The 10,863-nt window shown below is 32.6% G+C and carries 7 protein-coding genes and 1 riboswitch; of the genes, 1 reads left to right on the forward strand and 6 read right to left on the reverse strand.

The window, feature by feature from the left end:
* Positions 1 to 36: 36 nt before the first annotated feature.
* Entirely contained in the window at positions 37 to 1,497 is a 1,461-nt protein-coding gene (locus BMX09_RS01415) for an NCS2 family permease (RefSeq protein WP_089745900.1), read from the forward strand.
* Between the two features lie 117 nt (positions 1,498 to 1,614).
* Here BMX09_RS01415 and BMX09_RS01420 read toward each other — a convergent pair whose 3' ends face one another.
* From BMX09_RS01420 to BMX09_RS01445, 6 genes are all read right to left on the reverse strand, one after another.
* Entirely contained in the window at positions 1,615 to 2,940 is a 1,326-nt protein-coding gene (locus BMX09_RS01420) for a C1 family peptidase (protein ID WP_089745902.1), read from the reverse strand.
* Positions 2,941 to 3,094: 154 nt separating this feature from the next.
* Positions 3,095 to 4,267, reverse strand: a complete 1,173-nt coding sequence (locus tag BMX09_RS01425) for a cation:proton antiporter (protein ID WP_089745904.1) — start codon at positions 4,265 to 4,267, stop codon at positions 3,095 to 3,097.
* Between the two features lie 67 nt (positions 4,268 to 4,334).
* Positions 4,335 to 4,410, reverse strand: a riboswitch (Fluoride riboswitch).
* A 155-nt stretch (positions 4,411 to 4,565) separates the two neighbouring features.
* Positions 4,566 to 6,263, reverse strand: coding sequence for an ABC transporter permease (locus BMX09_RS01430; protein WP_089745906.1), 1,698 nt, complete (start codon positions 6,261 to 6,263; stop codon positions 4,566 to 4,568).
* Between the two features lie 12 nt (positions 6,264 to 6,275).
* Positions 6,276 to 7,277 carry an ABC transporter ATP-binding protein gene (locus tag BMX09_RS01435; RefSeq protein WP_089745908.1) on the reverse strand — a complete coding sequence of 334 codons (1,002 nt, stop codon included), beginning with the start codon at positions 7,275 to 7,277 and terminating at the stop codon, positions 6,276 to 6,278.
* A gap of 32 nt (positions 7,278 to 7,309) precedes the next feature.
* The gene (locus tag BMX09_RS01440) at positions 7,310 to 8,326 is read right to left on the reverse strand and encodes an extracellular solute-binding protein (RefSeq protein ID WP_089745910.1); all 1,017 of its coding nucleotides are present in this window, start codon (positions 8,324 to 8,326) and stop codon (positions 7,310 to 7,312) included.
* A 281-nt stretch (positions 8,327 to 8,607) separates the two neighbouring features.
* Entirely contained in the window at positions 8,608 to 10,680 is a 2,073-nt protein-coding gene (locus BMX09_RS01445) for an extracellular solute-binding protein (protein ID WP_089745912.1), read from the reverse strand.
* Positions 10,681 to 10,863: the final 183 nt, after the last annotated feature.

Consider the following 10,863-nt stretch of genomic DNA (forward strand, 5'->3'; position numbering starts at 1 on the left):
ATCTATTTTTTATTAAAAAGGAGAGATTTATTTATAATGGACAAGTTTTTCGAACTAAAAAAACATAATACTACTGTTTCTACCGAGGTAATGGCTGGGTTAACGACCTTTTTCGCCATGTCTTATATTATTTTTGTTAATCCAAGTATTTTAAGTTTAACTGGCATGCCTTTTCAAGCAGTCTTTTTATCCACCATCATCGCAACAGTCGTTAGTACACTGATTATGGGGTTATTTGCCAATGTACCTTATGCTTTAGCGCCTGGAATGGGTTTAAATGCTTTCTTTACTTTTACAGTTGTTTTTGGATTAGGATTTAGTTGGCAAGAAGCTTTAGCAATGGTTTTTATTTGCGGTATGTTCAATGTTTTTATTACAGTTACAAAAGTTCGTAAAATGATTATTAAAGCCATCCCCCTTAGTTTACAACATGCGATTGGTGGTGGGATTGGTATTTTCGTAGCTTATATCGGGATTAAAAATGCGAATCTATTAAACTTTTTATCAAATGATGCCTCTATTATCTCTATTAATAATGCTAGTTATACTGCTACTACCCCTTATCCTGATGGTGTCTTCTCAGTTGTATCAAATGGAGGGATTGTTCCGTCATTAGTGAATTTTACGCAACCTGATACATTGCTTGCTATTATTGGTTTATTCTTAACAGTAATCTTACTGATAAAAAATGTGAAGGGGGCCATTTTAATTGGTATTCTATTAACCACTTTACTAGGGATACCAATGGGAGTGGTGGATGTATCGACAATTGATTGGACCAATAACTCTCTTGGAAGTGCCTTTAGCGATTTGAAAGTAACTTTCTTAGCTGCTTTTGGTTCTGAAGGGATGGGCTCCTTATTCTCAGACGTTGCCAAACTTCCCTTAGTTTTAATGACTATTTTTGCTTTTAGCTTATCAGATACTTTTGATACATTGGGAACGTTTATTGGAACTGGACGGAAGACAGGTATCTTTTCAGCAGAAGATGAGCGTATGTTAGAAAATGGTTCAGGATTCAGCTCTAAAATGGATAAAGCTTTATTCGCCGATGCAATCGGTACTTCAATTGGTGCTATCTTTGGTACTTCTAATACAACCACCTATGTCGAAAGTGCAGCCGGTATTGCAGCGGGAGGAAGAACTGGTTTAACAGCAGTCGTAACAGCAGGATTATTTTTACTATCCACTTTATTAGCACCTATTGTTAGTATTGTACCTGCAGCAGCAACAGCACCAGCCTTAATCATAGTTGGTATTATGATGCTATCGTCATTTACTGATGTTCAATGGGATAACTTAGAAGAAGCTGTTCCTGCCTTTTTCGCTGGTATCTTTATGGCTTTATGTTATAGTATTTCATATGGGATTGCAGCAGGGTTTATTTTCTATTGTTTAATTAAAGTAATTACCGGTAAAAGACATGATATCCACCCGATTCTTTGGTTAGCAACCTTCTTATTTATTCTTAATTTTATTATCCTAGCCTTTATCTAATACAAAAAATCGCTAGTAAACTGATTCTTACTGTTCACTAGCGATTTTTAATATAAAAAAGCATCGCACGGGGACACGGTTGTACGATGCTTTCCATAAACAAATTTAATAAATGTATTAAGCTAATGAGCCCATTGGATCCCATGGTGCTAATACGATTGGTTCTTCGTTAAACGCTTTTAATTGTTCTTCTGTTAAATAGTCTTTTTTAATAACGATTTGGTAAGTGTATTCATCCATCCATTCGTCTGACATGACGAAGAATCCTTTATCACCAATCTTATCTCCCCAACTATTTTCAACTTTCCATTTAGTTGATTTGCCGTCAACAATATCAACACCAGTTAATACCATTGCGTGAGTCATTAAGCTTTCACCGAATTCTAAACGTTCAGCTTTAGTAGTTGTGAAGTCTACATCGAATAAGTTTTCAACATCGAATGTATCCATTGCCATAATACCAGCTTTACGATCTGATGATTGACCTACATCACAACCATACCAAATTGATTCGCCATCTTTTAATTGTTTGATGGCTAAATCTTTGAAAGTTTCCATATCAACGTTTAAGTATTTCACTTCACGTCCACCAACGACATTCCCTAACATATCTACTGTAAATGAGCGATTAAATGGTTTGTCTTTTGTTGGAGCATTAATTACTGAAACATAATCATCTAAGTTAATTCCTACAAATTGTTTAAAGAATGTTTGTGGTGTTAAATCTTTAACACAGTGATATTCTTTTTCACTATCACGATATTCAAAATCAAATGTTTCTGGAGGTGTACCTAATGATACTGATAAAATTTGGTAAATTTCTTCCATCATTTGTTTACGTGTTGCAGCGATTTCTTCTTCAGTCGCATTATCTTTTACTAAGCGACGTAAAATCATTGCATCTTTACGTAATTTTTTGTTTAAATATGAGTTTAAAACAGAGCTAGCTGAACTACTTACGCTTTCAGGCATAACTGTTTTTGGAACAACGCCATATTTATCGAAAATTGAGACGATCATATCCCATTGTCCACCATCTTGTTGTGGTGTTTGTAATAAGAAACTTACCTCACGACTTGTTACTTCTTGATTAGCTGTTTTTAAAATATTTTCATGGAAATAATTAGCTTTTTCATATTTATCCCAGAAAAATGTATAACTTTGTGATAACTCAAATTCTTTTAAGTTATGAGATTTTAATAATTTATGACGGAAAGTATTTAACGCCGCAAACATCCAACAACGTCCAGAAGCTTTTTGGTTAGCAACTGCTCCTACTTCCACATCTACTGAGAATACTGGTACATTACTTACTGCCGCTTCTACTGTTTGGCAACTTTCATGAATCCCATTTCGTACGGCACTTTTTTGAACAGCAAGATTTTTCTTATCTTGTGTAAAGCCATTTCTAAATTCTTTTGTCATTTCTTTTTCTAATTCCATTAATTTTCCACCTTTCTTTCATCCTGTTATAGTCGATTATACTACTCTTTTTAAATTTGGCAACCCTTATTTTCATGTTTTTTTAATCTTTTCGGTATATCTAAACTTTTTTGCTGTAAAAAAAGAGCGACACAAGGCCACTCTTTTGTATTTATTAATTTTGTAATAATTTTTTGTATGAGCGTTCAATCCAAATTGATCCTAATGGTGCAGTGATTAAAATTGCCATAACTGCTACTGATAAGATAATTTCTCCTGAAGCGATGCCCATTTGTAATGGTAATGTACCAATTGCTGCTTGAACGGTTGCTTTAGGAGTATAAGCTCCTGCTGTAAAGAAGCGTTCTTTCCAAGTTAATGGGCTGCCTGCTACTGATACTAATACGCCTAGCATACGAATTACTAAAGCTCCTAAAATCACTAAGATTGCTGGTAACCAAACTGTTGATACAGCAGATAATTGAACCGCAACTCCTACTAATGTGAATAGAACGATTTCAGCGATGGTCCATAATTTTTGAAAACGAGGAGCTAAACGTTCAGCAACTTCAAAGTCATCTTTACCAATCACCATTGCCATACACATTACTGCTAATAAAGCTGAGAATGGTACATAAGTCATCATATCTTGTAAAGCTAATAAAATAAATGCCACACTTAAGATAAAACCAACTTTTAAAGTATCATTAACATGAACTGTTTTGAAGAATGCTACGAATGCTTTACCAATTAAATATCCAAATAAAATTCCTAAAATAATTGATACTGGAATTTTTAGTAAACTTAATAGATTGCTTTCACCAGTTAATGATAACTGTGTAAAGAAACTAAAACATACAATAACAAACACATCATCAACTGAAGCTCCCGCTAAAATCATTTGTGGGATTTTTTTTGCTTGACCATAACCTTTATCGATAATTTGAATCATGGCTGGTACAATTACGGCTGGTGATACAGCTGCTAATACAGTCCCCATAACCCCTGCCTCTGCAAATGGAATGCCAAATAATAATGGCGCTAATAATAAGAATCCTCCAATTTCAAAAATTGCTGGCACACAACATAACATGACAGCTGGACGACCTGCTTGTTTTAAGTCATCTAATTTTAATGTTAAACCTGCACGAACTAAAATAATTACTAAAGCGATTGTACGTAAATCTGGTGCCACCGCAATCATTGGATCACTAATCACATTCATAATTGATGGCCCTAAAATAATACCTGCAAGAATCATCCCTACTAAAGGCGGTAATCCTACTTTTTTACTTAGTTGACTAAGTGCCCATCCAGCAATAATCAACATCCCTAAACTTGCTAACATTTTTCCACACTCCATTCTTTTATTCTTAGTTACAAAAAAAGCCTCTAAGTTAATGTTCCATGACAAAAAAGCCATAGATGTCATTAGCCTAGGGGCGGTTTAGTAACTGAATTACAAGGGTGATCATCATACCCTTTTTGCACCTTTCATCTTACATGAATCTATTAAAAAATGCAATAAAATCTATTTCTTTTTTCATATTTTAATGACTTTTTCACCTTATATTTTAGTAAGCGTTTCCTTAATTTACCAACAAAAAACACCCAGAGCTTTGTAACTCTAGGTGCTTAACGATTCATTATTTTTTCTTTTTCTTCGGTGTTCTTGAGCGAGTAAGATATAGTGCTGTCGATGACATAATCATTAAAATGACCGTATAGACAAATGACATAGCACGCGCATTAACGGATGCCGTCTCATCACTGGCTGCCTTAATAACAATCCCTAATGGTTTGAATAAGGGTTGGTATAAGAAGACAGATAAATCATAGTCTGCTAATAGTGAATTAAAGTTTAAGACCATTACTGATAATACAGTTGGTAAGATAAACGGAATAATTACACGAGTCATTGTATAAAATGATGATGCCCCCATACTACGTGAAGCTTCTTCCATATTGTCATCAACACTGAAGAATACAGCACGGATCATACGGAATGAAAATGGTAATTTGATAACGACATAGGCTAGTAACATAATAACAACGGTTCCTACTAAGATTTTATTGCCAATATAGATAACTGGCACATCAAATGTATATAAGAAACTTAAGGCAATTAATGTACCTGGTAACACCCATGGTAATAATGCTCCATATTCATATAAGAAATCGAATTTAAAGATTGGTTTTTTAATAATACGAACAATTAAAATTGATAAAATTGTTACAAGAATGGCTGCTAACAAGGCATATGTCACACTGACTAAATATGGTTTGAAAGCATCTGCACTTGTAAATAATTGTTGATAATTTTCTAAGGTAAAACTGCTCCATGATAATTTACCTGTTGAAACTGCTAATGAATTTGAGAATGAGAATAGAATGATTAAAATAATCGGCATCATATAAATAATAAATAATACATAGGCAATAATATGCATAATAACATTCATTACTTTAGATTGAATTTTTTGTTTTTTAAGACGTGCTTTTGTCTTAGACACAGAAATATAATTTCCACCACGTTCAACTCTATTCATAATCATAATCATAATAATGGTTGCAAGCCCTAAGAAACTTGCCATAAAAGCAGCTAAATCTTTTGAACTAGTCGATTTTGCAAAAGTAATGATCATTGGATTAATCGTTTGGAATTCGCTTCCCCCAACAATTAATGGTGCTGATACTGCAGATAAACCAGTTAGGAAAATCATAATGGTTAATGCAAAAATAGTTGGTTTCAATGTTGGTAATACAATTTCTCGTAAAACATTAAATGGTTTGGCACCCATATTTTTTGCAGCTTCAATCGTATGATAATCCACTGAACGAACTGCATTCGTTAAAAACATAATATGGTTAGATGTACAAGCAAATGTCATAATAAACAACACCGCTCCATAACCAGAAAACCAATTAACATCTAAATTCGGCATAAAATATTGTAAAACTTGAGTTACATAACCTGTTGAACCATAAACAAACTTATAACCGGTTGCTAAAACAACCCCGCCATAAATTAATGATGTCATATAACCTAAACGTAAAAACTTAGCACCTTTAATATCCCAATATTCTGTTAATAACACCACTAATGTTCCCACAATATTAACCGAACATACAAGGGAAATGGCTAAAATAAAACTATTTTTAATACTTTGAACTGCTCTTGGTGAACTTAATACTTTTTCTACTGCTCTAAATGAGAAAGTACCATTCTGCCAAAAAATACTCTGTAATAAATGTATATTTGGGTAAACAATAAATCCAATTATAAACCATGCTAATAGTACGCGAATAAGAATTTGCTGGAGTGTTACTTTTTTCTTTTTCATAAGGTTCACCTACTAATACTGCATAATATCAGCTGCATTAATGAATAAATCAATCTCGGTGCCCATTTCGCGAAGTGAGCAACCATCATTTTTATCAATAATCTTTAATTCTTGATTTGTCACTGTCTCTACAGTATATTTTACAAATGTTCCATTAAATTCACTATCAATAATTTTCGCAGCGATTTTTTGATCATTTTCTGATAATTTATCAAATCTAATTCTTTCTAGACGAATATACCCTTTTTTATCTGCTAAACTACCTAAACCATTTAAATATGAAATTGTCTCAGGTGTTAATTTATTAATTTCTCCAATGAAGTCACATACAAATTCAGTTTTAGATTCATTATAAATTTCTTGTGGAGTGCCTACTTGTTCGATATAGCCATTATTAAAGACAGCGATTCTATCTGATAGGGTTAAGGCTTCTTCTTGGTCATGAGTGACATATAAAGTCGTAATTCCTAATTCTTTTTGTAGACGTTTTAATTCTAATCGTAAATCAACACGTAATTTTGCATCTAAGTTCGATAAAGGTTCATCTAAACACAAAATTTTTGGTTCTAATACTAATGCTCTAGCTAAAGCGACACGTTGTTGTTGTCCACCAGATAATTCTGAAACATTGCGATATAATTGTTCATCTGAAATCTTAATTTTCTTAGCAATTTCAGTAACTTTTTGTTCAATAATGTCTTTTTTCTCTTTTTTGACTTTTAAGCCATAAGCGATATTATCATAGACAGTCATTGTTGGGAAAAGAGCATAACTTTGGAATACAATCCCGATTTCTCTTTTTTCCGGAACTAAATGCGTAATATTATTTTCACCAATAAAAATGTCTCCACGTGTTGGTTCAATAAAACCTACCAAGGTACGAAGCGTTGTTGATTTCCCACATCCACTTGGTCCTAAGAACGTAAAAAACTCACCCTCTTCAATCGTTAGATTCAAGTTATCTACAGCAACAAAATCGCCATAGCTAATTTGTATATCACTAAATTTAATCATTATTTTTCCCCGATTCTTTTCATCTTAATCTTTTATTGCATAAATTCTAATTCAACTTTTTCAACCCAATCAGCTAAATGTTTTGAAACGAAATCCCAATCAATTTCTTGTGGGTGTAATGACGCTTCGAATTCTCTAATTTCTGGTTTAATGCCTTCTAATGCTACTTGGTTAGCCGGAATTGAACCAAATTCTTTACTCCATCCACCTTGTACTTCTGCTGAACCGAACCAGTCAATAAATTCTTTCACTTTTTCTTCTTTATCAGTTGTATTTAAAATACCTACTTGTTCTGTTACATATGGTACACCGATTTCAGGTTTCATATATTGGAATGTATAATCACGTTGCTCACCGAATTGGAATAATCCTTGTCCCCAAATCATCATGTAATCTAATGGATCATCTTCACTAATAACGTCCCCTACGAAATCACGCTCTTTACCATCTACTACTACACCATTTTGGATATATTTTTTAACAACTTCCCAACCTTCATCAGAAACGCCAAATTCACCATTTTCATCTGGATAGCGACAAGCGATACTTGCTAAGATTGTTTTAGCTGTATTACCACTTAATTTAAAGATTGCATAACGATCTTTATATTGATCTTGTGTTAAATCAGTCCAATCACTTGGCATTTCAACGCGATCATTTCCTGCTAATGTTAATGGAACAACTGTAATTGGATAGAAGTATCCTTCAACGTCTCCAATTGTCATATCAACATCACTTGCCCATGTTGGTTTATATTTAGTTAATAATTCTTCATCTTTTAAACGTGAGAATTCAATTGCATTTAGACCAAATACCATATCAGCAGTTGCATTGTTTTTTTCTGCAATTAAACGTTCTCCTAATTCTCCACCAGGTACGCTTACACATTCAATATCAAAACCGGCTTCTTTTGCTTGTTCTGTTAACCATTCTCCGTGTCCACCATCAACTGCATTTGAATAAATAACGATTTTTTCATTTTGTGATGAACACCCTGCCGTCAATCCTGCTACTGATACTAAAGCTAATCCTGCTAATACTTTTTTCATGTCTATTTCTCCTTTTTCACTACAATTTTAACGAAAACTTCCATAACTGACATCTTCCAAAACAGGATTTTTATCATTATTTGTGAGATAATCTTATTTTTGTAAGCTTTTACGCCTTGTTAAAATAAAAAAACTGTTTTGGAACGTGTCAATGTCTTAAGTAATAGTAATACACCTTTTAGAACGTGTCAACTAATATCAAGCACATTCTTATTACGAGTAATTTTTTTCCTAAAAAAATATTTTTAACTATAAAAAAACAGGTAATAGCACTATTACTATTACCTGTTTTTTACATAATTAATAATCGATAAACCTAATTCTTCTTCATATTCTTTAGCATATTTATACCCTTCAAAATTCAAACGATTCCCTAATTTAATCGATGACTCAATTTGAGATAACCAAGGAAAAAGTTCTTGTAAATTCCGATTACTAATAACTTTTTTATTAAGGATAATTCCCCCTAGACAAACGACTAATTGTGAAATCTCATCAGAATATAACCACTCTAAGTAAGATAGTACATTTTTAATATTTTTACAGCCTTTTGTAATACCTAAGCTCCCTCCACCAATTAAGGGTTGTTGACCTGGAACATCTGCTACTCCCATCTCAAAATTATGACATTCATGAATTCTATTAGTAATCCGTGAAGCATAACTTGAAAAGATGATTGCCATCGCTGTTTCCCCCGTTGCGAACTCATCCGCTAAAGTTCCCCACCATTTATCTTCCTTACAATCGGTTGATACGCAACTTGTAACATATTGTTCTAATGCCAAATCAAATGCCAACTGCTCATCATGGGTCATTTTTAATTGTTCACGGTATCTAGGCATTAAATCACAAGTCGCAACCACTGGGGTATTATTTGCCAGACTATGCCCGTATTTTACTTTTCCTAATGAATTTTTACTATCTGAGAAGAACTGAGAGATTTTATCAAATTCCGCAAAAGTTTTTGGCACAACTAACTTTTCTTTATATTTTTCATAAAAACGACGCTGAATCCATTTATCTTCAAATAAATCCAAGCGATAAAATAACATCTGCACACTAACATCAAATGGCAAAGCATAAACAGATTGATTGACCTTAATATATTCTTCTAATACTTCTTCTTCAATATTATTTAATATCTCAGTAATGCTTGGTTCTTGATCTAAAGCGATAAATAAATCAGCTGCAACTTGCGGTAGAGACGATACATCTACTCGAATAAGATCATATTCCTCAATAACTTCTTCTTGGTTTAATAATTTATAATATAAGTCTTTGGCATCCAGTTCATCCACTATAACTTTAATATTTGTTTCTGTTGAAAATTTATTAGACACCATTTTAATAGCCGCACTAGTTGGAGATTTTAGCGAGAGAATTTTGATTTCTTTTGCCTCATCAACAACACCTATTTGAATTGGTTGGATAATACCATCTGGTGTTATCACTTGGGGTTTCATTCTTTTTAATTTCTTTTGAATAATTTTTTTGCCAATTTTAAATCCTAGATTCTTATAGTCTAATTCATAATAATCATTGGTGTCTCGGAAAAATTGTTTTGAATCAAATGTTAATATGTTTGGGATTTGCTCTGATTCAAACCAACGAAAAATTTTTAGTAATTCACTTTTAATCTCATATTCCATACAAATAATTAAATCAAAATGATGAATATTATTCATTTGTTGGAATAAACGTAAAATACTATGCTCTTGTTCTAGTGTATAGGTACTTATCTGACAATTATTGGCTAAGGCTGTCGCTAATTTTTTAGCAAATACGCCTTTTTGAGGTTGTTTATGTGAAATAATTAAAACATGTTCTAATTGATGCTGTTTTAAATAATCTCTGATGTCTGTTTTAATTTGTTCCATATTAAAATTCAACGGAATGACTTTAGGGTTCGCTATTTCTTGATAATAGTCAATGACCATTAATATAATCTCATTCGGTACAAAATCTAATACATGATGTTCTGGTAAAAATCCTAAAAATAATGTAGCTACCGGTTTAGTGGCAAATTCTTTTTCTAATTGACTTTTACAATCCAATACATCTTGTACATAGATTAATTCCAAATCATATCTTGAATCAACTAATGTGTTATAAATTCCTGCATAAAACTCTTTATACGTAGAGCGTAAATTAAATGGAATAAATACACAAATTCGTGGTGAACTACCTTTTCTTAATGATTGTGCTTGAATATTCAATTGATAACCTAATTTTTTGGCAGTTTCTTCAACAATTTTGATTTTTTCGGAACTAACATTACCACGGTGGTTTAAGACATTTGATACTGTCCCATGCGATACCCCAGCAATTTTAGCAATATCTTTAATTGTAACCATGATTCCCTCCAAGCCTTTTACTTTAACTACTCTTGAATACCAATCATAAACTGATTATGCTAATTGTTCAACAGTTTTTGTATATTTTGGTTCTATAATTTATAGGGTTGATGAGTAAAATCATTGATCCTATTTTTTATGTGCTTATTGGCTTTTAAAAAAATAAAGAGTTAATCATTCAGT

The sequence above is a fragment of the Granulicatella balaenopterae genome (assembly GCF_900111135.1).
Classification (GTDB): Bacteria; Bacillota; Bacilli; order Lactobacillales; family Aerococcaceae; genus Granulicatella; species Granulicatella balaenopterae.